The sequence below is a fragment of the Acinetobacter sp. 251-1 genome, from assembly GCF_030329305.1.
Taxonomy (GTDB): domain Bacteria; phylum Pseudomonadota; class Gammaproteobacteria; order Pseudomonadales; family Moraxellaceae; genus Acinetobacter; species Acinetobacter piscicola_A.
On sequence record NZ_JACANS010000021.1, the window covers coordinates 2,050 to 24,946 of the forward strand.

23 protein-coding genes are annotated in these 22,897 nt (G+C 38.5%); 7 read left to right on the forward strand and 16 right to left on the reverse strand.

All coding sequences use genetic code 11. The annotated features are described in order from the left end of the window. Positions 1-358 precede the first annotated feature (358 nt). The 3 genes from HX129_RS15180 (at position 359) to HX129_RS15190 (ending at position 2,725) form a co-directional block, all read left to right on the forward strand. Entirely contained in the window at positions 359-1,240 is an 882-nt protein-coding gene (locus HX129_RS15180) for a LysR family transcriptional regulator (RefSeq protein ID WP_286435142.1), read from the forward strand. Positions 1,241-1,378: 138 nt separating this feature from the next. Continuing rightward, complete coding sequence (locus HX129_RS15185) at positions 1,379-2,083, forward strand: CoA transferase subunit A (protein WP_286435141.1); 705 nt, start codon at positions 1,379-1,381, stop codon at positions 2,081-2,083. 3 nt (positions 2,084-2,086) lie between these two features. Further along, positions 2,087-2,725, forward strand: a complete 639-nt coding sequence (locus HX129_RS15190; protein ID WP_130075092.1) for a 3-oxoacid CoA-transferase subunit B — start codon at positions 2,087-2,089, stop codon at positions 2,723-2,725. Positions 2,726-2,831: 106 nt separating this feature from the next. Here HX129_RS15190 and HX129_RS15195 read toward each other — a convergent pair whose 3' ends face one another. The 3 genes from HX129_RS15195 to HX129_RS15205 all read right to left on the reverse strand — a co-directional run bounded on the left by HX129_RS15195 (position 2,832) and on the right by HX129_RS15205 (position 6,357). Continuing rightward, the gene (locus HX129_RS15195) at positions 2,832-4,358 is read right to left on the reverse strand and encodes a DHA2 family efflux MFS transporter permease subunit (RefSeq protein ID WP_180045805.1); all 1,527 of its coding nucleotides are present in this window, start codon (positions 4,356-4,358) and stop codon (positions 2,832-2,834) included. A gap of 6 nt (positions 4,359-4,364) precedes the next feature. After that, a complete protein-coding gene (locus HX129_RS15200) occupies positions 4,365-5,519 on the reverse strand; it encodes an HlyD family secretion protein (RefSeq protein ID WP_286435140.1) in 1,155 nt (384 codons plus the stop codon). Between the two features lie 307 nt (positions 5,520-5,826). After that, a complete protein-coding gene (locus HX129_RS15205) occupies positions 5,827-6,357 on the reverse strand; it encodes a thioesterase family protein (RefSeq protein ID WP_130075089.1) in 531 nt (176 codons plus the stop codon). A 103-nt stretch (positions 6,358-6,460) separates the two neighbouring features. Between HX129_RS15205 and hemB the strand changes: the two genes are divergently transcribed. Further along, positions 6,461-7,474: a porphobilinogen synthase gene (gene hemB / locus HX129_RS15210; protein WP_130075088.1), complete on the forward strand. Its 1,014-nt coding sequence runs from the start codon at positions 6,461-6,463 to the stop codon at positions 7,472-7,474. A 270-nt stretch (positions 7,475-7,744) separates the two neighbouring features. Next, on the forward strand, positions 7,745-8,860 hold the full coding sequence (thiO, locus tag HX129_RS15215; protein ID WP_286436327.1) for a glycine oxidase ThiO: 1,116 nt from the start codon (positions 7,745-7,747) through the stop codon (positions 8,858-8,860). Positions 8,861-8,873: 13 nt separating this feature from the next. Here thiO and HX129_RS15220 read toward each other — a convergent pair whose 3' ends face one another. The 4 genes from HX129_RS15220 to HX129_RS15235 all read right to left on the reverse strand — a co-directional run bounded on the left by HX129_RS15220 (position 8,874) and on the right by HX129_RS15235 (position 13,138). Then, the gene (locus HX129_RS15220) at positions 8,874-9,767 is read right to left on the reverse strand and encodes a TIGR01777 family oxidoreductase (protein WP_286435138.1); all 894 of its coding nucleotides are present in this window, start codon (positions 9,765-9,767) and stop codon (positions 8,874-8,876) included. Positions 9,768-9,844: 77 nt separating this feature from the next. Further along, positions 9,845-10,291, reverse strand: coding sequence for an ABZJ_00895 family protein (locus HX129_RS15225; RefSeq protein WP_286435137.1), 447 nt, complete (start codon positions 10,289-10,291; stop codon positions 9,845-9,847). 369 nt (positions 10,292-10,660) lie between these two features. Next, positions 10,661-11,776, reverse strand: a complete 1,116-nt coding sequence (locus HX129_RS15230) for an acyltransferase family protein (protein WP_286435136.1) — start codon at positions 11,774-11,776, stop codon at positions 10,661-10,663. Positions 11,777-11,806: 30 nt separating this feature from the next. Continuing rightward, the gene (locus HX129_RS15235) at positions 11,807-13,138 is read right to left on the reverse strand and encodes a hypothetical protein (protein ID WP_286435135.1); all 1,332 of its coding nucleotides are present in this window, start codon (positions 13,136-13,138) and stop codon (positions 11,807-11,809) included. Positions 13,139-13,270: 132 nt separating this feature from the next. Between HX129_RS15235 and HX129_RS15240 the strand changes: the two genes are divergently transcribed. Then, on the forward strand, positions 13,271-14,017 hold the full coding sequence (locus HX129_RS15240; protein WP_180045819.1) for a sporulation protein: 747 nt from the start codon (positions 13,271-13,273) through the stop codon (positions 14,015-14,017). A 78-nt stretch (positions 14,018-14,095) separates the two neighbouring features. On the opposite strand, the gene HX129_RS15245 is transcribed toward HX129_RS15240, so the two are convergent. After that, positions 14,096-14,752 (reverse strand): HAD-IA family hydrolase, encoded by a 657-nt coding sequence (locus HX129_RS15245; protein ID WP_174492151.1) that lies wholly within the window; start codon positions 14,750-14,752, stop codon positions 14,096-14,098. 101 nt (positions 14,753-14,853) lie between these two features. Here HX129_RS15245 and HX129_RS15250 point away from each other — a divergent pair, with 101 nt between their 5' ends. Then, positions 14,854-15,621 (forward strand): hydroxymethylpyrimidine/phosphomethylpyrimidine kinase, encoded by a 768-nt coding sequence (locus tag HX129_RS15250; RefSeq protein WP_286435134.1) that lies wholly within the window; start codon positions 14,854-14,856, stop codon positions 15,619-15,621. 64 nt (positions 15,622-15,685) lie between these two features. Here HX129_RS15250 and HX129_RS15255 read toward each other — a convergent pair whose 3' ends face one another. From HX129_RS15255 to HX129_RS15290, 8 genes are all read right to left on the reverse strand, one after another. Beyond that, positions 15,686-16,852: a GGDEF domain-containing protein gene (locus HX129_RS15255; RefSeq protein WP_286435133.1), complete on the reverse strand. Its 1,167-nt coding sequence runs from the start codon at positions 16,850-16,852 to the stop codon at positions 15,686-15,688. Between the two features lie 186 nt (positions 16,853-17,038). Then, on the reverse strand, positions 17,039-17,701 hold the full coding sequence (locus HX129_RS15260; protein ID WP_286435132.1) for a nuclease-related domain-containing protein: 663 nt from the start codon (positions 17,699-17,701) through the stop codon (positions 17,039-17,041). Between the two features lie 65 nt (positions 17,702-17,766). Further along, a complete protein-coding gene (locus tag HX129_RS15265; RefSeq protein WP_174492147.1) occupies positions 17,767-18,582 on the reverse strand; it encodes a hypothetical protein in 816 nt (271 codons plus the stop codon). Positions 18,583-18,598: 16 nt separating this feature from the next. Then, positions 18,599-19,078, reverse strand: a complete 480-nt coding sequence (locus HX129_RS15270; protein ID WP_174492146.1) for a methylated-DNA--[protein]-cysteine S-methyltransferase — start codon at positions 19,076-19,078, stop codon at positions 18,599-18,601. A gap of 25 nt (positions 19,079-19,103) precedes the next feature. Next, complete coding sequence (sugE, locus tag HX129_RS15275) at positions 19,104-19,421, reverse strand: quaternary ammonium compound efflux SMR transporter SugE (RefSeq protein ID WP_130075074.1); 318 nt, start codon at positions 19,419-19,421, stop codon at positions 19,104-19,106. 84 nt (positions 19,422-19,505) lie between these two features. Next, entirely contained in the window at positions 19,506-19,823 is a 318-nt protein-coding gene (gene sugE / locus HX129_RS15280) for a quaternary ammonium compound efflux SMR transporter SugE (RefSeq protein WP_130075073.1), read from the reverse strand. 236 nt (positions 19,824-20,059) lie between these two features. After that, positions 20,060-21,013 (reverse strand): copper resistance protein B, encoded by a 954-nt coding sequence (locus tag HX129_RS15285; protein ID WP_286435131.1) that lies wholly within the window; start codon positions 21,011-21,013, stop codon positions 20,060-20,062. Next, a complete protein-coding gene (locus HX129_RS15290) occupies positions 21,000-22,883 on the reverse strand; it encodes a copper resistance system multicopper oxidase (RefSeq protein WP_286435130.1) in 1,884 nt (627 codons plus the stop codon). Before HX129_RS15290 ends, HX129_RS15285 begins: the two co-directional genes overlap by 14 nt. Between the last annotated feature and the right edge of the window lie 14 nt (positions 22,884-22,897).

Consider the following 22,897-nt stretch of genomic DNA (forward strand, 5'->3'; position numbering starts at 1 on the left):
ATGAATAATGAATAATGAATAATGAATAATGAATAATGAATAATGAATAATGAATAATGAATAATGAATAATGAATAATGAATATCCTTATACAAATTTAAAAATGACAGCAAATAATTCTGTCAAAATTTTCATTGTGTAATAGGACCTTCACTTTAAAAAATAGCAAGATGATAGAATGTTCAATCAAGGATGATCAAAAATTAGATCGGCTCAAATGTGATTCATTACTTCTATTTTTCAAAGTCAGAAAAGCCCCATGCTTTTGTTCAACGTATTGATTGTTTTATTGGACATTTATACTTTGATTGAATACTGTAACCTTTAAGTATCATTAAAAAGGTGATCTAATTTCGTCATGACCCTCAAACAACTCAAAGCCTTTTTGGTACTTGCACGTGTTTTAAATTATGCTAATGCCGCGGATGAACTGTGCTTGAGTCAGTCCGCCTTGAGTTCGACCATTAAAGCTTTAGAAGAAGAATTAGGTGGAAAATTATTTAAACGTACCACCCGTCTGGTCAACCTGACCCCTGAAGGACAATCCTTAATTCCCTATGCCAAAAAATTACTCGCCAATTGGGAAGACATGGAAAAAGATGTCAAACAACGCTTTCAGTTACATCGTGGCAACTTAAATATTGCCTCCATGCCCTTTGCCACCCATACTGTCTTACCTGCCATTTTGAATGAGTTTTCTAAACAGCATCCGAATATTAATTTTTCTATTCATGATGTACCTAATGAAAAAATTATTGAAAAAATTCAGGAAGGTATATTTGAAATTGGGATTTGCTTCGAACCGCCATTTCATCATCAAATGGTATTTGAGCCTTTATTTAAAGAAGATTTTGTCGCCGTTGTTCCCAAAGATCATCCACTGGCAAAACATCCATCCATCAGTATGGCAACGCTGTGTAGCTCCCCATTTGTGACTTTACAAAAACCGTCCATCATTCGTCATGTGATTGAAGAATGCTGCATACAAAACAACTTGGTTTTGGACTTAAAATTGGAATGTCATCAAATCAGTTCGCTGTCCCATTTTGTTGCCTATGGCATGGGCGTCAGTGCAATTCCACGACATTTTCAGCAATTTATTGATTTAAAAAATAATGTCCTCGTTGAAATCAATGAAGGCAATGTACAGCTTAATTTAGGATTGATGTATAAAAAAGACACGGAACTTTCACATATTTCCGCTCAATTTATTGAAATTGTCACTGCATATTCATTTTAAAAAAGCGGCATGCATTTACACACGACTCAAGCAATTTTGCTGATTAATGAGTTTTGCTCATTAATCCTTTAAATCTTTCAATTTCTCATGCGCTTGCTGCAATGTTAATAATAAGTAAAAGGACATGGAGTCAGCACAATGAATAAAGTGGTTACCAATGCACACGTTGCTTTAGCAGATGTGGTCAAAGATCATCAAACCATTGCCGTAGGTGGCTTTGGCTTATGTGGTATCCCAGAACTTTTAATTGATGCGTTAATGGATACGGGTGTAACAGGTTTAACCTGTATTTCTAATAATGCAGGAACAGATGGCATAGGCTTAGGTAAATTACTTGCCACCAAACAAATTAAAAAAATGATTTCATCTTATGTCGGTGAAAATAAAGAATTTGAACGTCAATTTTTGCAAGGCGAACTAGAAGTTGAACTGACACCACAAGGGACATTAGCCGAAAAACTCCGTGCAGGGGGTGCAGGTATTCCCGCATTTTATACACAGACAGGCGTCGGTACGTTGATTGCAGAAGGCAAAGAAGTCCGTGAATTTGATGGAAAACCTTATATTTTAGTGCCGTCACTCACCGCAGATCTTGCTTTGGTTAAAGCCTATAAAGCAGATAAAGCAGGTAATCTGGTGTTCCGTAAAACTGCACGAAATTTTAATCCTGACTGTGCGATGGCAGGAAAATTCACCATTGTCGAAGTAGAACAGATTGTAGAAATTGGTGAAATCGACCCTGATGATATTCATTTGCCCGGCATTTATGTCAACCGAATCGTGCTCAATGCTAACCCTGAAAAGCGCATTGAACAAATGACTTTAAAAGCAGTGGAGGCTTAAAACATGGCTTGGACACGCAATGAAATGGCACAACGTGCAGCACTTGAACTTGAAGATGGTTTCTATGTCAATTTGGGGATCGGTCTGCCAACGCTGGTTGCGAATTATATTCCTGAAGGCATACATGTGTGGTTACAGTCGGAAAATGGCTTACTCGGTATAGATGAATTTCCAACCGCAGATACAGTCGATGCAGACTTGATTAATGCAGGTAAACAAACTGTGACTGCACGTCAGGGGGCCTCCTTTTTCTCAAGCTCTGAATCCTTTGCCATGATCCGTGGTGGTCATGTCAATATTGCGATTTTAGGGGCAATGGAAGTTTCCGAAACAGGTGACCTTGCCAATTGGATGATTCCCGGCAAAAAAGTCAAGGGTATGGGCGGTGCCATGGACTTGGTAGCAGGTGTTAAAAAAGTCGTTGTTTTAATGGAACATTGCGCCAAAGATGGCAGCCCGAAAATTGTAGAACAATGTCGTTTACCACTTACAGGCAAAGCTGTAGTCAGTCGTATTATCAGTGACTTAGGTGTCATGGATATTACAAGTGCAGGTGTTAAATTGATCGAGTTAGCAAATGGCGTGAGTTTAGAATACATTCAGCGTGTGACAGGTTTGAAGCTGATTACATCTGATCTATAAATTTTTAAAATTCAATGCTCATATGAGCATGTAGTCAAAATACCTCAGTTTTTATTCCGAGACAAAAAGTACGCCCGATAAATATCGGGCTTGCTACAACCGTTGATTAATGTGAATGCCCTGCCCCCACATTACCTTTTGGTCTTGGGCATAACCAAATGATGAAACCTGCGAAAATAAAAACCATCGCAAAGATTAAAAACACATGATTCACTGAAATGGTTAAAGCCTCTTTATCCACCAAGTTTGAGATGGTACCGAGCGCCATTTCTGGGCTAAAGCCGCTATTGACCAAATTCCGCTGAGTCTCTTCCACATGCATTGTAGAAACAATTTCGCTGCGTGCTATTTTGGTATGATCATCCCAAATCGTTACCGCAATGGACGCCCCGATCGCGCCTGCCATTGTTCGCATAAAGTTCATTAAACCTGCTGCTGAAGCGACTTCATCAGGTCTTACCACACCCAATGCAATATTTGAAAGCGGAATAAAGAAAAATGGTACCGCAAAACCTTGGATAATTTGTGGTAATGCCAATGCCATAAAATCAGCATCACTGGTCCAAAATGACCGCATCAAGGTCACCCCACCCAACATCATGAGACCAAAACTCGACAAAGCTCGTGGGTCATATTTGGTGGCTAACTTTGCCACAATAGGTGACATCATCAAGCTACCAAACCCCATGGTTGCAGTCAGATAACCTGCCCATGATGCAGTATATCCTAAGTTAATCTGTAACCATTGTGGGATCAGTACAATGCTGCCAAAGAATGCGGCGAAGGCAAACGCAAGAGATAAGGTCGCAATGGTAAATCCTCGATAACGGAAGATTTGAATATTCACAATTGGATGTTTTTCGTAATATTCCCAAATAAAGAAAGCAATGAAACCAACCACCAAAATAACGGCTAAAACACAAATTAAATTACTGTTAAACCAGTCCCGTTCATGCCCTAAATCAAGCATTAATTGTAAAGCGCCGATCCAAACAATCAGTAAAGCCAAACCAATCCCATCAATAGGTAGTTTTGCAGTTGGTGTTTCAGCAACTTTCAGCAGACGCATGACCCCTATAGCACACAGTAGGCCTACAGGAATATTGATAAAGAAAATCCAGTGCCATGACCAGTTATCACTGATCGTACCGCCTAAAATCGGTCCTAAAATCGGACCCACAACAGTCGTCATTGCCCACATTCCCATGGCTTGAGAATGCTTTTCGGGAGGGAAAATATGCATCAGCAAAGTTTGGCTGAGTGGCATAATCGGCCCACCAAACAAACCTTGACCAATACGACAGATCACCAACATAACTAAACTGTTCGATAAACCACATAAAATTGAAAATGTCGTAAATCCAATCAGGCAAATACTAAAAACACGAACAGCGCCAAAACGCCCTGCCAACCACCCAGTTAATGGAACACAAATTGCTTCAGCAACCGCATAGGAGGTAATCACCCAAGTTCCTTGTGAACTTGAAACTGCCAAACTGCCTGTAATATGAGGAACAGATACATTGGCAATGGTCATATCTAACACAACCATAAAATTTGCCAATGCAAGGAAAAAGGCGGCAAGTAATAATTTACCGCCTTTTAACTCACCTTGAAATGTTGAGCTGTTCATAGGCGATTACTTCGCTGATGAGGTATCAACCTCAACTGTCATCGATAATCCTACACGCAAAGGATGCGCTGCTAACTCTTTTGCATCTAACTGAATACGTACAGGTAAACGCTGTACCACTTTAATCCAATTTCCTGTAGCATTTTGTGCAGGAATCAAAGCAAATGCCGAACCTGTGCCCCCAGAGAAACCGATCACGGTGCCATGATATTCAACTTTTTTACCGTATAAATCTGAAGTTAAAGTGGCTTTCTGTCCGACTTTCACATTTTTTAATTGGCTTTCTTTAAAATTCGCATCTACATAGAGCTGAGATAAGGGTACGATTTTCATCACACTTGTACCCGGTGCGATACGCTGTCCAACTTGAATACTACGACGTGCAATTACACCATCCAAAGGTGCTTTGATTTCTGTACGCTCTAAATCTAAAAGTGCTTGATCAAGTTTGGCTTGAGCCACTAAAACATCTGGTGTTGATGTTTGTGATGTACCCTTGATTAAAGCTTCATTGGCATCTAAGTTGCTTTGCGCTGCTTTACGTTTTGACTCTGCTTGTGCCAAAGCAGCTTTAGCAACATCAACACTGGCTTTGGCATTATTTAAAGTACTTTGCGACTTGGTATATTCTTCTTTAGAAATCGCTCCTGAAGCACTCAATTGTTGACGACGGGCAAATTCTTGCTGTGCTTGTTGATACCCGACTTCAGCTTGTGCCACCTGTGCTTTTGCGCTGTTAATATCATCGGCACTGACTAAAATTTGTGAAGACAATGAACTGCTATTTGCTGAGCTTTGTGTATATTGACGTTTTGCTTTCGTCAACTCTGCCTCTGCCTGAGCAACTGCAATTTTGGCATCACGATTGTCAATTATCGCTAAGACATCATCTTTCTTGACTTGCTGTGTATCACTCACCAACACTTTTTCAACTTGACCACTGACCATTGAGGTGATTTCAGCAGTTTCTGCGCCAACATAAGCATTGTCAGTTTCAACCTTATTACCAAATAGCAATGCCCAAATGGCATACAAAATGGCAATTCCTATCACCAATAATGCAAATATTTTCAGCATTTTTTTACGTTTTTTTTTGGCTTCATCGTCTGCTTGAGATGGAGTTTCATTTGGGGATGCATTCGTCATCTGCGCTTCGGTCATCGCATATTCCTAGCTTTTATGAACCTAATCACCTCATTGCACCAAACAAAATAGAAATGAATCACGATTTCAAGATTCAAACTGATGCAATAAAGCTTTTTTAAAAATGTGGGGGTCAATTTTACAGATAAAAATCATATCGTGAGAATAAAAATATTACTCAAGAGTTTAACTTCATTTTTTATATATAGACTATTGATATTTATATTTTTTAAATAAAAAATAGAGCATTAAAAGCATTATTTTAATGCTCTATATTGACATAAATCATACAAAGTGTACTACTGAGTACATTTAGTCAAATCAATCAATATGCATAAGATGCAATCGCTGTCGCAATTGCCTTACCTTCATCATTGACCATAGTCATGCGCATGGTGCAACCCTTACGCCCCATACGCAAAGTTTCCGCTTTGGCAATAAAATATTGACCACGACCTGGTGCAAGATAATCCACCCGCATATCTACGGTCGCCAAACGAGAAACTTTTTTCAACGTGTCTGCTAGTTGCTCAGGCTCTGCTTTTTTATAAAGCTCGCCCATCGCCACAATTCCACCAATACTGTCAAGTAAAGTTGCAGCGACACCACCATGTAAGATTTGAAATGCAACATTGCCAATCAAAAATGGTTGCATTTCAATATAACCTTCAATTTCATCATTGACTACACGCATTTGCATTGCATTATGTGAAAAATAAGGTGATGTATTAAAAGCTTTGGTGAGTTGACTGAGAACAACATTTAAATCAGCTTTAGCGCCTAGATGTAAATTTCCAGTCCACTTTTTTGGTGATTCACTTTTATTTGAATCATCTTTGGGAGAATCAATCGTCATAATTTAAAAACCAATACAGAGAAAAACTTTCAGCTTTTTGCAAAAAAATAGATGAAAGGGCTACAATGAGTGACTTAGTTTAATACTGAATATCGAGATTGTTATGACTTATACGTTCAATCGTCCTGCTTTTCCAGCCACTCGCATGCGCCGTATCCGTAAAAACGACAAGCTCCGTGCCATGGTCAGAGAAACACAACTGACAGCAGATCATCTCATTTATCCAGTATTTGTACTGCCGGGACAAAACCAAACCCAAGATGTGGCTAGTATGCCAAATATTCAACGTTTATCAGCGGATTTATTGTTGAAAAAAGCAGAAACATTGCTTGAGCTTGGTGTCTCTAAATTGGCTTTATTTCCAGTAACACCCCAAGAAGATAAAAGCTTAACCGCAGAAGCTGCATGGCATGAAGACGGTTTAGTTCAAAACACCTTACGTTTACTTAAAAAAGAATTACCAGAGATGGTGCTGATCACAGATGGCGCACTCGACCCATATACCACACACGGTCAAGATGGCATCATTGACGATACAGGTTATGTGCTCAATGATGAAACTGTACAATGCCTCATCAAACAAGCCCTCAGTCATGCTGAAGCGGGTGCCGATGTCATTGCGCCAAGTGACATGATGGATGGGCGTATTGGGGCAATTCGTCAAGCTTTAGAAAGCAATGGTCATATTTATACTAGTATTATGGCGTATTCAGCAAAATATGCGTCTAGCTTCTATGGCCCTTTCCGTGATGCTGTCGGTTCTTCATCAAACCTTAAAGGTGGTAATAAATACAACTACCAAATGGATGTCGGTAACCGTGCAGAAGCTTTACATGAAATCGCTTTAGACATTCAAGAAGGCGCTGACATGGTGATCGTTAAACCTGGTATGCCTTATCTTGATGTCGTACGTGAAGTCAAAGACACCTTTGGCGTTCCTACTTTTGTTTATCAAGTCAGTGGTGAATATGCCATGTTAGCTGCTGCCATTCAAAATGGTTGGCTTTCTGAAAGCGTGATTATGGAATCACTCATGTGTTTCCGCCGCGCAGGTGCAGATGGAATTTGGACGTACTATGCAGAACAAGCAGCACGCCAATTAAAAGAGATGAAGTAAGACTTTCTACTTCTTATTTTTTTAATTTAAATTCTACTCAGTATTTAATTCGCGGTAGGTGGCATGGATGCCACCGTTGGACTGGAGGAAAGGGAATTCCTCTCAGTCCAACAAAAGATTTTTGTTACTTTTCATCTTTGAAAAGTAAGGAATTACCTACTCAAAGGTACATGCCCTCAAATCAATATTTGTGGTTGTGCTCATTTTTTAGTGTTACGCGTTGAAACATCATTCAGATCATTTCAACTTAAAAAAGTGGTATTGGTTTTCATGCATATCGCCATCATTGGTGCAGGAGTAAGTGGCTTACTCACCGCCCTCGAACTTGTTGAACAAGGTTGCACAGTCACCATATTTGACCAACAACACGCAGGTCATGCAGCCTCATGGGCAGGTGGAGGCATTCTTTCACCCATGTATCCTTGGCGCTATCCACGAGAAGTGAACTATCTTGCACAACATGGTAAACAACTCTATCAAGATTGGAATCAAAAACTTTTGCCTGCAACAGGCATCGATTTTGAAATTCATGAAACAGGAATGCTGATCTTTGATGAAGCTGATTTTGAAATTGGACTCAATTACAAAGACCAATATCAAGAACCAATGCAACATTGTGAATATTTACAACGCGAATCACTAGAAACCGTTAACCCACATATTGCCGAACAATTCCAACATGCAATTTATTTCCCACACTTGGCAAATGTGCGTAATCCAAGATTACTCAAATCATTAATTTCATATTTAAAACAGCATCCTAATGTCGAAGTGATTGAAAATACTTGGATTGAAAAGTTTAATCTTCAAAATAATCAAATTCAGTCTATTCAAAGCTCAAATGGTCAACATTGTGCAGCAGATCAATTTGTGATGACGACAGGTGCTTGGTCAAATACATGGTCAACACAGCTAAAATGCAGCATTCCCGTTGAGCCTGTACAAGGGCAAATGTTATTGTTTAAAACGCCTGAAAATTGGTTGCCCACCATGTGTATGAACAATGTCATGTACCTGATTCCACGTATGGATGGTCATGTCGTGTGTGGCTCGAGCATGGATCATCTTGGTTTTGACCAACGTCCAAGTATACAAACACAGCAAAATATTTATAGAGCCTGTACGGAAATGGTACCTGAACTGGCAAATTTCCCTATTGTGAAACAATGGGCAGGCTTAAGACCAAGTTCACCGACAGGCATTCCCTATATTGGACAAATGCCTGACATAGAAAACCTTTGGGCAAATTTTGGGCATTATCGTAATGGGCTTTGTATGGGTCCCGCTTCAGCACGCTTACTGCGTCAGATGATGCTCAAACAAGACACTATAGTCGACCCACATGCCTATTCAACTCAACGTTTAACCCAACTTGACGCAGTATGATGATGCAAAATCATCAATGGATAATTTGTTTTAAGGCACTGTCCAAGTCTATATATTGAAATTTAAAGCCTTCATTCAGTAAGGCTTTGGGTTGCACATATTGACCATTTAACACCAATTGAGACTGCTCGCCCATCAAGAGTTTCATCACAAAACCCGGTAATGGCAAAAATGGTTTACGCTTAAATAATTTGCTAGCAACATTTACAAATTGCATTTGGTCAATATGATCAGGTGCAACCACATTATAAATTTTTTGGTCTGATGCGCTTTGAAATAAAAATAAAATCGCTTGAATGACATCATCTACATGCACCCAAGTCATCGGCTGGCGTCCTGATCCAATTCGCCCGACTAAATTTAATTTAATTGGCAATAACATTTGCGGAAGAATGCCACCATTTTTTCCAAACACAACACCTAAACGCATAATTTTGGTGTTTTGCGATGGATCAGACCATGCTACTGCTTCCCATTTTTGGCAAAGTTCAGACATAAAAATCGCTTGAGGAGGTGAAGATTCATCACAAACATTTAACCACTGCTCAGTAAAATCCACCCCATAATAACCAATGGCAGAACCTGAAATTATGCATTTAGGCTTAATTTGATATTGTGTGAGTGCTTGATACAATTTTTTTGTGGTATCGACTCGGCTTTGCAGCAGTTTTTGTTTACGTGCTTCTGTCCAGCGACCTTGACCAATACTCTCACCTGCCAAATTCACCACATAATCTAGTGAAATATTTTCGAGTGCAGTGAATGAGTCAATCCATTGTAAGTTTGCATGGTTTGAAATATGCATCTTTCGTGACAATGCAATGACCTGAAAATCATGCTGTAACAAATAGCGTAACAAATGGCTGCCAATAAAACCTGTTGCACCAGTGACTAAAACGGTCTGCATGAATGAAACACTCTTTTGATTATTATAAACTCCATTCAAGCATACTTTTTAAACACTCACAAAGCTGCATTATTTACTTATGAAAACATTTTCGCGGCCATACGCTGTGCCTGTTTACCATAAAACCAGTAAGTAATCAGAAATAATGGGATCGCTAACATTAACCACATCATGCCAGAGACCATGAGAAATTGTGGGCTTTGCATATAGAGCAGAAAATTATTCCATACTTCAGCATCATGACGTGCAAAAATCATCACCCCAATGAAAATGCCAATTAAATTATATATCCAAAAAATCAGGCTAAAACCAATAGAGAACTTTTTCTGCTCGCTTTTACTAGGTGCACGTTTTTGTTGCTTTAAAAAAAGTTGTAAAACAATCACCATAGAAATTAGATAAGGTAAAGCCGTTAGAATCCCTGCGATTTGACTCGGTAGTAAAGCCACCAAAACACCAACCACCATTGTCAACACCAAACAAAGTACAAAAAACCATAAAAAATATTTACTTAGCGATGCCATAGCAGTATTTCCACAACTTAAAAATACATTATAGGAAAATTTTTTAATTTTTTTTAATTTTCTTGTCAACCAAATCAAAAAGACTGTCGTTATATAAGTATAAGGTTGCAGCAACCGCGAACAATTTGCACTGGCATCCGCAGATTTGACTCGGTAACCTTCTATCCCATGAGACCTATAAACTCATGCTTCTACAATTTGATTTGGAACAGCAGCCTAAATCAAATTGAGCGAAGTATCTTAACCGACGATTTATTCATCACTCGAATCGTCGGTTTATTTTTGTCTATAGATTCTGTTTTTTGATGCTCAATCATTTTCTCATCGAATCACTCAAACTCAAAGATTGCGCCTATAAGCTCTTATTTCCTAAGAGCTTGAGCGTATAAAACGTTGCCGAATTTTATGATTTAAAGGCGTTGAATAATATTTTTCAATGGCCCAACTCAACATAAACACCAAAATAAAATAAATCGGCAATAACATCAATTTTTCAGCAGGCAAGGTTTCTTTAGGTAAATAAATCACTTTAAATAAGCCTAAAATAATTAAATGAAATAGATACATTTCATAACTACGTTGCCCAATCCAAACCATCACTTTTGAGGTGATCGAAGATGCTTCTGATGGAGCATTTTGCGAAAAACAAAAAATTAATATTGCAGTGCATAGGGCAAAGAGCGAAATCCCCCATGTGCTGACTTCTTTGATAGGTGCGTAAAAATACAGTGCAATCATCAATACCGAAACGATAGGCATAATCACTTTCAGCGTTTGCACATTGATTTTAAAATGCTGTGCGATGAGTGCCGTTAAACAACCCATTGCTATTCCATCAAAACTGGAAAAGTAATGGTAAAGATAAGCACCATTTTCTGCACCAAAATGCAGTGAACGGAAATACGGTGCATAAGCAATAAGAGCAAGCAACAGTAAAATAAAGTGTTTTTGACTACGCCCTAAAAGCAAACATAAAAGTGGAAATACGAGATAAAAAACTTCTTCTACAGACAATGACCACAGCACACCCAAAGCATAATTCACCCAACCATTTTCAATGATCAGAATATTCATCCAAAAAGTGAAGGCTGAAAAAACCGTTAAAGCATAAGACACTTCGATGCCATTCGGTACTTGGTTCATAAAAGGTTTTAACCCTAAACTTCCCAATACCGTCACCATAGCCACCAATAAAACCAAACATGGCATAATGCGCGCAATACGACGCATATAAAAATCTTTAAGCTTTATTTGTGCCAATGAGCCGTGGCGTTGCAAAGTATGCTGAGTGATTAAAAAACCTGAGATCACAAAGAACATTGTCACACCGTAATTGCCATTACGCGCAATCAAAGTACTGAGACTTTCCCCAAAAATCTGCACGCCCAAAAAAGTATCATGCAACTTGTAGGGAATATTAAAATGGTGGAGCAACACCAAAAGAATTGAAATGCCACGTAAAACATCAATTTTAATATTACGCATCGCAACACTCTGTCATTATTTTTTCCTTTTCTAATCTTCTAATTTTAAACAACTGCCATATTTACGTTGTTCTTCCTCATCCAAATAAGGATTTGGCGTTTTAATACACAGCGCCGTTTTGGTTTGATAAAACGCATAGCCTTGTGTATTTTGATTTAATCTCGCCAAATCAATCGCTTGATGTTGTGCCAAAACATTCAGTAGAACAATTTTTTGATTGATTAAACGTGGACGTATGGCATAAGTTTCCCAACGTGGTAAGGCGACATCAACCAATTTATTGCCCATAAAATTTTTCAGCCAACTGCGTTTTACTGTACTGTCATGCGGTTGTTGCAAAGCTTGCTTAAACTGAGGATTAGGTAATTCAGAAATCACTAAAGTGGGGTAAATATAAGACACATAACGATTCAGCGATTGGTTTTTAAGCAATAATAACGGCGTAAAAAAATCTGCAATAGGATGCTTTTCAACACTTTTTTGCTGACTTGCATCTTCATAAATAAAATCAAACAAGCCTTGTGGACTTTGTCGATCAACAAGTCGATTGGTCACCTGTTGCATCACAGCAGTTTCACTGGCAAAAGGAAAGCGCATCGACATTTGTACGAGCGACAACTCAGAGAGCGTATGTTTTTGCCCTAAACGCTGATTAAGCTGATGAATCAATTCAATATTATCTGAAATTAAATTCAACATAATCATTTTATCTAGCAAGCTTACTGCACTTTGATCTTTGGCAATCAAGGCTTCGGTATAACGCACCAAAGCTGCAACATCCTGTTGAAACAGCAAATGTGCCACATATAAGCGGTGAATTTTCATCATCAGGGTAAAATTCGGGATCGCTCCTTCTACACTCAACACGAGCACTTTCTGCGTCGGTGCTTGATGAAGCAGAGCTTGCCAACGTGCATTTAACACGCTTTGACGGCTATAAATCTCTTCTAAAGCTCTTTGTTGTTTTTGATAAGCCTCAATCCCAATCTCGACCTGTAAATCTTTTATTAACTGTTCAAACACTTTTTCATCTGCTTCAGTTAAAAAATCGCCCTGCAGTTCGCTAAATTTTTCAATCGGTTCATCAATATAAACACTGTTGGTTTGATAGAAATTTTTCCAATCACGATGATAAATCTTTTGCCCCAAAAGCTGTTGTTCAGCATCGGTTTTTGCATCAAAACCCAACCATAAAAAGTACGGGTCTTGTTTTAAATCTGTCTCATACAAACGGACATCAGCTAAAAGTGCTGTAGCGTTCTGTGAAATCGGTTCATCTTGGATCAACCCGAAAACCAGTCCGCTCAGCAGTAAAACAAACCCAAACAACCCCAAACACATTTTTTTTAATCGTATCGTCATTATGTTGTCATCACATCAAAAAATGGATCGTAAAATCGTAAAAATAATCACAATCATAACATTGACACATCGTTAGAATCCCATTTCAATAGCATGAATTTTAACAACGCTAATTTTTGGTCATCTACAAAAATGTTCAATAAAATCATATCAAATCTGGGATTACAGGGTGTTGAAGTCAACACTTGTATTTACACTTCGACACCTCAAGCAGGTCAAGTTGTCAACGGTGAAGTAATTTTTAAAGGGGCTGCATCCAATAAAAATATTAATGGCATCTATCTCAAACTCATGACAACTGCTGAAGTTGAAAGCAGTGATCATGAGTTTAACCAAGCGTTGACCATCGCACAGTGGCATATTAGCGGTGCATTTGAACTGAAAGCTAATCAATCTCATAGCTTTCCATTTTCAATCCAATTGCCTTTTGAAACGCCAATCACCGAAGTGCAATGTCATCAGAATAAAACCCGTGTGTGGTTACATACTCATTTAGATGTTGACTGGGGGTTGGATGCAACCGATCAAGATTATTTGCGTATTCTGCCGACACCTGCCATGCAAGCATTTTTGCAAGCGATGCAACAATGTGGTTTCTTTTTAGCAACTGCGGATGTAGAAAAAGGTCAATTGCGTGGTGGTCACTATTTTTCGACTATTGGTTGTTACCAAGAGCTTGAATTTTTACCAAAACAGCATTTTAGTGGCATCAATGAAGTGGAAGTCTCATTTGTCGCTCAAGAACATCAAACCCACGTCATGCTTGAAGTTGATCGTAAATTTCGTGGTGATCAATTGCGTAGTATAAGCATTCCGAATCAGGGCGTTTCAGTGCCAAATTTAGTACAAAATATTAAACAGATTTTGAATATTACTTAATTTAAAAAGCTGCTAAATTAAAAACTTAGCAGCTTTTTTCATAGCAAATACCATCAACTTTTATCAATATTTTTATGATTAAACATCCACGTTTACTATCTTTAAAATCTCAGCAAATTTTGCAATTCGTGCTTTAGGTTTGGCGGCATCTAACTCGGCTGTTGAGCCATAACCATATTCTACAGCAATGGTTTCAATGCCATTTTGACGTGCACCCAAAATATCATGTTCACGGTCACCCACCATTAAACACTCTTCAGGCTTGAGTTGTTCTTTTTCTAAAATATAAGCAATCAACTCCCCTTTGTTGGTACGTTCGCCATTCAGCTCGCTACCATACGGATATTCAAAATATGGTAATAAATTAAAATGATCTAAAATTTGACGTGCATAAACTTCAGGTTTCGCTGTAGCTAAAAATAGGCGATAACCTTGATGCTTTAAAGCGTCGAGCGTCTGTGCCACATCCTCAAAAACATGATTTTCAAATAGACCCGTCACCGCAAAGCGCTCACGATAACCGAGTAATGCCTGTTCAGCCAACACATCCTGAACATCCACACCCAGTAATTTTGCCAAAGAAGCCTTCAGCGGTGGACCAATAATCCAATCTATATTTTCAGACTCAGGAATCGGATGCCCGACTTTTGCCAAACCATAACGTGCAGAAGTGGTAATACCAACTTTAGGATCGGTCAACGTTCCGTCTAAATCAATCAGAATATTTTTAAGCACAGATTTACCTTTTACTAAATTCAAGCAATGCAAAATTACAGTCGAGAGTTTTGCTAAAGTTGCCTATACTAACTCAAATTTATCAATTTAAGGACATCATCGTGCGCCCTACTGTATTGTGTTTTTCTGGTCTCGATCCTTCTGGTGGTGCAGGTTTGCAAGCAGATATTGAAGCCATTGGACAAAGTGGCGCACATGCAGCAATTGCCTGTACGGCGCTGACCATTCAAAACTCGCAACAGGTTTTTGGTTTTGAAGCAACGTCTAAAGACTTACTGCTGGCACAAGCCAATGCCGTTGTTCAAGATTTACCTATCAAAGCAGTCAAATCGGGCATGCTTGGTACTACGGAAAATATTGCAGCATTGGCTGAATTTTTACGTAAACATCCTGATTATTTATATGTTCTTGATCCTGTTTTAGTGGCAAATAGCGGTGGTTCATTGGGCAATCAAGAGACTTTAGTCAAAGCCTTTGTCGAGCTGATTCCTTTAGCTACGGTGTTAACGCCAAATACCGTTGAATTACGTGCTTTAACAGGTGAACAAGATTTAGATAAAGCCACAGCTAAGCTGTTTGAAATGGGTGCCAAAGCACTATTGGTCAAAGGCGGACATGAAGATACGCCTGACTATATTCGTAATGCTTTATATGTCAATGGTGAAATGATTTCTGAAACCAAATGTCCACGTTTAGACGGTGAGTATCATGGTTCAGGCTGCTCGCTTGCAAGTTTTATTGCAGGTCGTTTAGCGTTGGGCGATGCTTTAAATGTTGCGGTGAATCATGCAGAAACTTGGTTATTTGGCGTGTTAAAAAATGCTGAAACCCCTGTTGCAGGTGGTCAGAAAATACCGAAACGGTTTTAAATGAAGCATGACATTTACAAGTTTCAAGGTTAAATTGGGACTTGTAAATCGCTACTTTAAAAAGTTAACTGATTTCTAAATAATGACTGACGCAATTTCTGCCCTTTTGTTTAGACAAATAAAGCGCTTGATCAGCTAAGCGAATTAATTCTTCTTGACTTAAATCCCCCGTCGAACTTGCGATACCAAAACTAGCAGTAATCGAAATTTGCCGTGTATCTTTTAAAATAATCAATTCCTGAGCAATTTTTTCCCGACAACGTTCCCCAACTTCCTGTGCTTGTTTCAAGTCGGCATAGGGCAGCAACACAATAAATTCTTCACCACCAAAGCGACCAACAATATCCTTTTGTCTGATGTTTGACTCTAAAATTCGTGCAACGCGGCACAACACTTCATCTCCGACATGGTGACCATAGCCATCATTAATGGCCTTAAAATGGTCTAAATCCAGAATAATGACTGAAACTGCATCTGTATAAATATGATTAAGTTGATGACCGATATAACGACGGTTGTATATTTCAGTCAGTGCATCGGTGGTACTTAAGTATTCTATTTTTTTCTCTCGTCTACGCCATTGCGACAGTAAAACTTCAAAGAATAAAATACTAATCAATAAAATTGGCAGGAAAAGCTCTGCCATGCTTCTTACCCAAAATGCATTTTCAAAAACTTGCGTATGATTTAATTCTTCGGTAAATAAAGGCGCATACGCAATCATGTTATTGGAACTTTGGTAGCAAACAATCACTGTAAAGATGGCGATTGGAATCGCGACACCATATAAAATTTTTCGATTATAAAAAACTAGCCCAACCAACACGATACAAACAAATCCTGAAACCGTTGGCACACTATAAATGCCTACAGTGTATCCCCCATAAATCATGACCATACCAAACAGCGCAGGAGAAGAATAAGAGATTAATGTTCTAAATTTTTGATTATGTTTAAAGTAGTGACACAGGATCAATAAGACCGAAAAAAGCATGGTACAAATAATTAAACTGGTCATCCTCGAAGGATAAAAATCAATATTTAACCACTGTACTTGCTTTTTTATTTTTACATTATGCCAATACCAAAGTATTGAAGTGCTTTGATTTAGCGCACCAAAAAACAGCAACAAGACGCCTTTATCAAAATCATTCCAATTAATGATTAAGTCATCCGTTTCAAACAATTGAAACTTTATTTTTTTAAATATTTTAGAAAAAAATTCTTTCAAATCCCCCCCTAATTCCTCATTTTATAGATATTATAAGTCCCTTAAAACGTTGATACCTTAGTTTTAAAATTTGATCAAGTTCAATTTTTAATTCTTCATCTTTCGATCATCTGTTTTTTTAAAACCAATAGACATAGATAATCACGCCCAAATATTAAAAAAACTGACTACTCATAATGCATTTACTTATCTATTTTCAGTCCGTTTATCTTTTAAATTCTGCACATGCTGACGATTGGTTTTCCATGATTTTTCCAATACTTCTTTTTCTATACGTAACTGAACACGTTTCATTTTTTTGGATGAAATAACCTCATCTTTAAAGCCTTTCACATAATCTATCCACGCTGCCCCTCGAAATACATTAGCAGGCATTTGTGTTTTAAACTCGCAGTCAGGCATAAAAACCACAATAGAATGAATCAAAGTAGGGTCCACAATATCTGCCAAAATAGTTTCCAAAACTTTTTGATGTTTATAATTTTGATGCAGTGGATTTTGAAATTTATAGCTATTTTTATAGATTTTTTGCGTCCATGTTTTCTGACGTTCACCACCAAAAATCCAACCTTTATAATTCTTGGTTTCAACAACAAAAATGCCATAAGGACTCAATATAATATGATCAATTTGTGTTGTCGTGTTCTGTTCATCAGGTAAGGTACTATCATTCAACAAAATGTACTTTTCTTTGTCCAAGTAAAGTTTGACATGCGTACTCACCGCAAACTCACCTATTTTGCCTTTTAAAAATGGTTTGAATGCTTTGATTGCCCCAGCAATCAAAAATAATGGAATCATCCACCATAGTTGCGAAAAAATGGGGGCGATGATTTGAGAAATGTCCATTTAAAATTTTATGACTTTTAAAAATTAAATCTATTTTATTGTAATTTATATATTTTTAAAATAAATCAAAATCTATTTAATTGTGAAATCATTATTTTTTCTTTAAAACGTTGAGCAAATTCAATCGCAAAATTCTGATAATTCATCAATGACAGCTCTTTAAAGTAGACTGTTTCCTCATAAGTATAAATATTATATAAATCAATTCTTAAACGCGCCCACTCAACAATAAAATCAAACCCATCCCCAAATATTTGATCTAGCTTTTTAAATATTCGAATCGCGTCATCTAACTCACTTGAATCTACGATGATACGATCACATAAATACATTATAAACTCATACAAACATTGCTCAGTATGCTTAAGATTAAATCCCAATTTTCTAAAAAAGCACTCAATAAAATCTAAAAATTCAACAGACTGAATATGCTCATCTAAAGAATAACTCAGTAAAATATCAAGCTCATCCAATGAACAATTTTGCTCTACTAATTTTTCAGCCCATTTAAAATAATCCTCATATTCAAGATGATTCATTAAAAAATATCCCAACATACAAATAGTATTGGAATAATCTACTAGTGGTAATACTTCATCATAAAGAACAAAGCTTTTCCATTTATCTAAACTACAATAAATAATAGAAATAGGATATTGAGAGATTTCTGTACGCCCTTTCCATGTCAAATGAACATCTGCAACTCGTATCGTTCCATCAGTAAATGCATATAAAACATCGTCATTCGCACTACTTTTCGCAATCGCATTTAACTTCGAATTAAATAAAATGTGAGCAGGATGAAGTTCTTTTTCTAATTCGGCATTAAATAATTCTTGCTTATCTAAATCAATAAGATGCCATGGTTCAATCCATTCCATTTTGTATCATCCAATATTAAATCGACTCTAACTTTAACAAAACATCCTTATTCTCCAACCCACCAGCAAAGCCCACCAATTTGCCATTTGCGCCCACCACCCGATGACACGGCGCAATAATTGAAATAGGATTTTTACCATTTGCCGCACCCACCGCACGAACGGCTTTGACATTGCCGATCTGTTCAGCAATGTCTTTATAACTGCGGGTTTCTCCAAATGGAATGGTAAGCAATGCTTGCCAGACTTTTTGTTGAAATTCTGTCCCTTCAAAGTCTAAAGGTACGTCAAACTTTTGACGCTGCCCTGCAAAATATTCATTAAGCTGCTTTTGTGTTTCGAGCAAAATGGGATGCTGTGTATTTTCAATCAACTCAGCCAACCGCACACGTTTAGGGTCTTCATTTTCCCAAAGGACTGCCACCAAAGCGGTGTCCGTTGCGACCAATTTTAAAACGCCCACAGGAGAAGGCATTTCCATAAATGATAATTTCATCGACTTCTCCTTGAACGAATACGTTTTAAGATGATGAGAGCTTCATTAATATTAACCCAGAAATGATTAAAACTGCAGCCAACATTCGCATGGCAGTAGCAGGTTCACCCAAAAAGAAAATCCCCACAGCAAATGAGCCAACCGCACCGATTCCTGTCCAAACCGTATATGCTGTACCCAAAGGCAAAGATTTCATGGCATAGGACAATAGCGCAAAACTTGCGATCATAAACACAATCGTCAAAATACTGGGCGTGAGTTTGCTAAAGCCATCAGACACTTTCATAAAGTATGCCCAGACCACTTCCAATAAACCCGCCACTACGAGTAACACCCAAGCCATACCAATACTCCTAAAAATCAATGTATTAAAATCAAAAAATCCAAGTCAACCACATCAGTCAACTTGGATCGTAAAATAGGTTTTTTAAGAAGAAGACAGTTTCATCAGAATTAAACCCGATACAATCAGTACCGCCGCCAACATTCGCATGGCAGTGGTCGGTTCACCTAAAATAAAAATACCCACAAGGAATGAACCAATTGCCCCGATTCCTGTCCAAATCGTATAAGCCGTTCCCAAAGGCAATGATTTCATGGCATAAGCCAATAAACCAAAACTCAGGATCATAAAGAAAATCGTAATGACGCTCGGGGTGAGCTTTGTGAAACCTTCGGACATTTTCATGGTATATGCCCAAACAATTTCAAAGATGCCTGCAAAAACAAGAATGACCCAAGCCATGACCAGCTCCAAATTTAAATTAGAGTCAGGTCGTCCTGACGAGTTTTCTTGGTGCAGATTTTGATGATATCGCACAAAGGGAGGTCGTTCCTCCTTTGAATAAACACATTTTAACGTATTTCGCTCTATAACTGAGCATGTTTTACAAAATTTGACCCAAAATACACCGAGAAAAATTAGGGTTTTAAAATTAAAACCCTAAAATAAAGCAAGCTTTAAAACATCAAACTTAAAGTTTAAAACTTAAACCGCACCCCTGCACCATAGCGCCAACCCTTTTCAGCATCACTTTTGACTTGCCATGCAGTTTCATCATTGCCCTTACTGTACTCATAGGCAATATCCAAATATGGCATGACTTTTTTACTGATTTCATAACGGGTTTCAATACCTGTGGTCAGGCTGCTTAAACCTGATTTTTTGGCATATTTAGAATCATCACTGAACACCACATCGAGATTCAAATAGGGTTTAAAAATCAGTTTTTGCGTCAACAGCAAATCTCGCTCTGTCTCTAGACTAAAACCTGAATACTGGTTTTCTCCTGTATAGAGATAAGCATCGGTTTCAAAGAAATATGGCGCCATGCCATGCAAACCTATCACCGCATCGAGTTTTTCTTCGCTATCTTTAGCATGATGTTTTAACTCGACTTTTTCAGATCGGTAACGCACACCAACTTGCGCATCCCAAAAATCTGAAATCATACGGCTATATAAAACTTTGGCATCAACGTGCGCATCATGAGATTCTGCTTTATCCGCATGAACTTTAATAAAGAGCTTATTTTCATCCGTCCCAATTCGGGTTTCGATTTCGGACTTTAATGCACCTTCACCATCTTCATTGAGCAGCCATTTTGTATCTACAGTACTGACGGTATAAATTTGTGCGCCATGTTCCTTTCGATGGTCATATCCTTGATGTTCTATGTGTGCAGTTGCTTGTGGAGGTATTACTTGCTCAGTCGTTTGTTGATGCTGTGAATGATCTATTTTTGAATGATTCATCTGCGAATGATCCATTCCTGCATGATTCATTTGCGAGTGATCAACCATTTCACTATTTGACGTCGTTGTGGTTGGCGATGCTGACATCATGTCATGTCCTTCATGCGCCATTGCCCAACTGCTCATCATCAATAATGAACTTGCCAAAACAGTGTGTGGAAATAACTTAGTGGTGTGCATGTTGATCTCCTTGCTGTTCAGCTTGATTCGAAGTGTTTGTCGTCGATTTTTGAATCGGTGTGGTGCTGGTTTCTCCTTCGGAAACATTGGCAACAATCATTTTATTCATCATGCCTGCGCTCATGTGATAGAGCAAATGACAATGAATCGCCCATTCTCCTAGCTCATCTGCGGTTAATAATGCAGTCACGGTTTTTGCAGGCGGCACAATAATGGTGTGCTTATTTGGCATATCTACCGCAGGCTGACCATTTTCCAGTTGCATAAACATGCCATGTAAATGCATCGGGTGCGCCATCATACTGTCATTGATAAATTTAATACGAATCCGCTCGCCGTACTTCACTTTTAACGGTTCAGCATCGCTGAATTTCTTGCCATTAATCGTCCAGATATAACGCTCCATGGTGCCACCCAAACGAATTACCAATTCACTTGTCGCTTCACGGGTATCGGGTTGTGGGGTTAAGGATTTCAGATCACTATATTGCAAAGCTTTGTCGCCTTGCGGAGTTGATGCATTTGCCCAACCTTCGACCACAACATCAGATTTTGCTGTCGTTGCTTGATGTTCTGAATGATCCATCTTCGAATGATCCATGCCATGCATCTCACCATGATCCATCTTCGAATGATCCATGCCATGCATCTCACCATGATCCATTTTCAAGTGATCTATGCCCTGCATATCACCATGATTCATCTTCGAGTGATCTATGCCCTGCATATCACCATGATTCTCTGCTTTTTGATGAATAGCTGAATGATCCATACCTTGCATATCAGCACTGCCATGCCCCATGTCTGCCATATTTAAAATGGCGCGAGGACGTGCCTGTGGCAGATGAATCCCATGCATATTTGCTGTCAGCTCATTGTGCAACGTCCCAATGGCAAAACCTGAACGGTCAATCGACTCCGCTTCAATCTGATAATGTTCATTCTTTGGTTCAACCACCACATCATAGGTTTCGGCTGTCCCTATACGAAACTCGTCTACAGGCACAGGCTGTACAGGCTGACCATCTGCACCGACCACGGTCATTTTTAAGTTCGGAATGCGCACATCAAAAAAGGACATGGCTGAAGCATTAATAAAACGCAAACGGACTTTTTCATTCGGTTTAAACATGCCTGTCCAATTTTGTTCAGGGGTTTTACCATTGATCAAAAAAGTATAACCCGTGACATCAGACAGATCAGTTTTCAGCATACGCATCTGATTCCACATTTTGCGGTCAGACCATGTGGCTTTGACACCATCACGTTGAATTTGCTTCCACACATCGCCCAAAGTTTCACGCCGATCTTGATAATATTCAGCCGAAATTTTCAGATCTTTTTGAATTTGATCACTGGTTTTGTCATGAAAATCGGACAGCATCACCACATAGTCACGCTCGGTTTGTTCATGTGCAGCGAGTGGCTTTCTTTCCTTCGGATAAATCACCAAAGCACCATATAAACCGTCCTGTTCCTGACCTTTAGAGTGGGCATGGTACCAATACGTACCACTTTGGCGAACCTTAAATTTATAGACAAAATCACCTTGCGGTCGAATCCCGTTAAAACCATTAAAGCCTGGAACGCCATCCATAATGCCAGGCAATAACAGCCCGTGCCAATGGATTGAAGAATCTTGATTTTTTAAATTATTATGCACATGAATGACTGCATCATCGCCTTCCTCAAACTCAAGTAAAGGCGCAGGAAACTTGCCATTGACAGTGATGCGTTTGACCGCTTTGCCTGTGACATTGACCATTCCTTCATCAATGTTTAGGTGATATTCCTTAACCGCTGCAAAACTCCATGTTGAAGACAACACAGCCACAGCGACGATAACGCTTTTTGAAAATTGAATAGACATAACTCAACCTAAAT

Coding starts and splice junctions, on each gene's coding strand:
- HX129_RS15180 (WP_286435142.1), top strand. CDS start 359: ATGACCCTCAAACAACTCAAAGCCTTTTTGGTACTTGCACGTGTTTTA.
- HX129_RS15185 (WP_286435141.1), top strand. CDS start 1,379: ATGAATAAAGTGGTTACCAATGCACACGTTGCTTTAGCAGATGTGGTC.
- HX129_RS15190 (WP_130075092.1), top strand. CDS start 2,087: ATGGCTTGGACACGCAATGAAATGGCACAACGTGCAGCACTTGAACTT.
- HX129_RS15195 (WP_180045805.1), bottom strand. CDS start 4,358: ATGAACAGCTCAACATTTCAAGGTGAGTTAAAAGGCGGTAAATTATTA.
- HX129_RS15200 (WP_286435140.1), bottom strand. CDS start 5,519: ATGACCGAAGCGCAGATGACGAATGCATCCCCAAATGAAACTCCATCT.
- HX129_RS15205 (WP_130075089.1), bottom strand. CDS start 6,357: ATGACGATTGATTCTCCCAAAGATGATTCAAATAAAAGTGAATCACCA.
- hemB (WP_130075088.1), top strand. CDS start 6,461: ATGACTTATACGTTCAATCGTCCTGCTTTTCCAGCCACTCGCATGCGC.
- thiO (WP_286436327.1), top strand. CDS start 7,745: ATGCATATCGCCATCATTGGTGCAGGAGTAAGTGGCTTACTCACCGCC.
- HX129_RS15220 (WP_286435138.1), bottom strand. CDS start 9,767: ATGCAGACCGTTTTAGTCACTGGTGCAACAGGTTTTATTGGCAGCCAT.
- HX129_RS15225 (WP_286435137.1), bottom strand. CDS start 10,291: ATGGCATCGCTAAGTAAATATTTTTTATGGTTTTTTGTACTTTGTTTG.
- HX129_RS15230 (WP_286435136.1), bottom strand. CDS start 11,776: ATGCGTAATATTAAAATTGATGTTTTACGTGGCATTTCAATTCTTTTG.
- HX129_RS15235 (WP_286435135.1), bottom strand. CDS start 13,138: ATGACGATACGATTAAAAAAAATGTGTTTGGGGTTGTTTGGGTTTGTT.
- HX129_RS15240 (WP_180045819.1), top strand. CDS start 13,271: ATGTTCAATAAAATCATATCAAATCTGGGATTACAGGGTGTTGAAGTC.
- HX129_RS15260 (WP_286435132.1), bottom strand. CDS start 17,701: ATGGACATTTCTCAAATCATCGCCCCCATTTTTTCGCAACTATGGTGG.
- HX129_RS15265 (WP_174492147.1), bottom strand. CDS start 18,582: ATGGAATGGATTGAACCATGGCATCTTATTGATTTAGATAAGCAAGAA.
- HX129_RS15270 (WP_174492146.1), bottom strand. CDS start 19,078: ATGAAATTATCATTTATGGAAATGCCTTCTCCTGTGGGCGTTTTAAAA.
- sugE (WP_130075074.1), bottom strand. CDS start 19,421: ATGGCTTGGGTGTTACTCGTAGTGGCGGGTTTATTGGAAGTGGTCTGG.
- sugE (WP_130075073.1), bottom strand. CDS start 19,823: ATGGCTTGGGTCATTCTTGTTTTTGCAGGCATCTTTGAAATTGTTTGG.
- HX129_RS15285 (WP_286435131.1), bottom strand. CDS start 21,013: ATGCACACCACTAAGTTATTTCCACACACTGTTTTGGCAAGTTCATTA.
- HX129_RS15290 (WP_286435130.1), bottom strand. CDS start 22,883: ATGTCTATTCAATTTTCAAAAAGCGTTATCGTCGCTGTGGCTGTGTTG.